We start from the raw sequence: 2,226 nt of genomic DNA, 5'->3' as shown, positions 1-2,226 counted from the left end.
TCTTCCACAAATCTATAAGTATATTTTCCTATCTCTTTTGTAGGTTCAGCTTCTTTATAGTGTTTTAATAAAACTTTTATTTCTCCATCTCTCAGCACTTCATAAAATCCATTTCCATGTTTAGGAAATGATTCATTGCCCTGAAATCTTCGAAATAAACTTCCGCCTTCCAGCTGAAACTCCTCAACTTTTTCGGGCTTAATTAATATTTTCTGTTTATAGATTGGGTGAAATGTTACTAAAACATCCGCATTCTCATCAAATAGCAATTGAACCTCAGTGTATTTAATCCCATTAATTGATAAATATCCCTCTTCAAAAACCCTTGTTTGAAAATAGGGATGTCCTTCATAATTTAATGGAGCTTCTGCATATTGCCCTCCAGTAATCAATTCCTGAAAATAAGGCAATTGCTCTTTATACAAAGCAAGAAATGTTTGCGACTGAGCATGTGATGGAGCAGTCCAAATAAAAATCAAAAGAAAAGGCGTAAAAAAGTATATTTTTAGCATAGAATTAATACGATAGTAAACCTGTTTAGATTCTATTTTATATCGAATATCATAAACGGCAAAATTAAAATTTAAGTGGAGAAAAAAGGATAACCCTAAGAAACCTAAAATGAAACGAAGAAATTTAATTAAATCAATCGCATTAGCCCCATTAGTTTTGACTAATACGGAAACTTTTGCCAAATCGCAACCCAAGGCCGAATCTAAAATCTATTTCTGCTTAAACACAAGTACAATTCGCGGTCAAAAATTAACGCTTCCAGAAATGATCGAGACATCTGCAAAAGCTGGATTCGATGGGATGGAGATCTGGGTTAATGAGATTGAGGCATATTTGGCTTCTGGAAAAAGTTTAAGCTCACTGAAAACTTTACTGGAAGATTCGAAACAAATCCCGTTTAATGCTATCGGTTTTGCTCCATGGATGGCTCAAGATTCAGAAAAGTCCAAACAAGGTTTTGCCCAAATGGAAAAAGAAATGGGAATGCTTGCTGCAATTGGATGCACTCGTGTGGCTGCTCCCGCAATAGGTGCAACGGCACCTATTGATGTAATGCAATCTGCAGAAAAATTTTCTCAACTATTAGAACTGGGTAGAAAAACCGGTGTTATGCCTCAGTTAGAATTCTGGGGTTCTTTCGGCCCATTTCATTCGCTAAGTCAATGTCTTTCTGTAGCAGTCGCTGCTAATGATCCAGATGCCAAAATCCTTCCAGATGTCTATCATTTATACCGAGGAGGGTCAGGATATCATGGATTGAAACTTTTGAGTGGGGATGCCTTTGATGTTATACATGTGAATGACATTCCTTCGGGTATTGATAGAGAAAAACTTGCTGACAAGGATCGTGTTTATCCGGGTGATGGAATCGCCCCATATCAAGAAATTGCCGATTCTTTGACTAAAATGGGTGGAACCAAGATTCTTTCTTTGGAACTGTTTAACGAAAAATACTGGGCTGAGGATGCCTTGTCAGTGGCCAAAACAGGACTAGAGAAGACCAAGAAGTTCTTCTAATTAACCAAATAGATCTGAACTTAAGTAACGATCTCCCCGATCGCAGGTGATGCAGACGATTAATCCTTCATCAAGGGTTTTCGAAAGTTTGATGGCGGCGTGTAAGGCGCCACCACTGCTCATCCCTGCCAAAACCCCTTCTTCTTTTGCCATCCTTCTCGTCATATTGGTTGCTTCTTCCTGACTCACATCTATTACTTGGTCTACACGAGAGGCATCAAAAATAGCAGGAAGAAATTCTGGAGACCATCTCCGGATTCCTGGAATACTGGATCCATCAGTTGGCTGAGTTCCAACAATCTGAACTTTGGGGTTTTGCTCTTTCAGGTACATTGAAACTCCCATGATAGTCCCTGTAGTACCCATTGCAGAAACGAAATGAGTGATTTTCCCTTTGGTATCCTTCCATATTTCTGGCCCCGTAGTCTTATAATGTGCCAAAAAATTATCAGGATTTGAGAATTGATTGAGCATAAAATAACCCTCCTCTTTCTGCATTTTTTCAGCCAAGGTTCTGGAATATTCAATGGTTTGGGCGGCAGGAGTTAAGATCACCTTAGCACCATAAGCCTCCATAGAAAGGATCCGCTCTTTTGTGGAGTTATCGGGCATAATCAAAGTCATATCCAAACCAAGGGTTTTGGCAACCATTGCCAAAGCAATGCCTGTATTTCCGCTTGTGGCTTCTACTAATTT

The 2,226-nt window shown here is 39.0% G+C and carries 3 protein-coding genes; 1 reads left to right on the top strand and 2 read right to left on the bottom strand.

Annotated features, from left to right (window positions below; genetic code table 11):
- On the bottom strand, positions 1–512 hold a 512-nt coding region (locus Q0L68_RS19760), incomplete at its 3' end, for a hypothetical protein (protein ID WP_296705959.1).
- Between the two features lie 109 nt (positions 513–621).
- On the opposite strand from Q0L68_RS19760, the gene Q0L68_RS19755 reads away from it, so the two are divergent.
- Entirely contained in the window at positions 622–1,530 is a 909-nt protein-coding gene (locus Q0L68_RS19755) for a sugar phosphate isomerase/epimerase (protein ID WP_296705958.1), read from the top strand.
- Here Q0L68_RS19755 and Q0L68_RS19750 read toward each other — a convergent pair.
- On the bottom strand, positions 1,531–2,226 hold a 696-nt coding region (locus tag Q0L68_RS19750), incomplete at its 5' end, for a pyridoxal-phosphate dependent enzyme (protein ID WP_296705957.1).

Origin of the sequence: Algoriphagus sp. (genome assembly GCF_024642405.1) — a bacterium.
In the GTDB taxonomy this organism is placed as follows: Bacteria; Bacteroidota; Bacteroidia; order Cytophagales; family Cyclobacteriaceae; genus Algoriphagus.
Note: the sequence above shows the minus strand (reverse complement) of the source record. Positions and strands in the feature narration are given on the sequence as shown.

Bases quoted from the DNA above. Each gene is read 5' to 3' on its own strand.
- Q0L68_RS19755 (WP_296705958.1), top strand. From the start codon at position 622: ATGAAACGAAGAAATTTAATTAAATCAATCGCATTAGCCCCATTAGTT.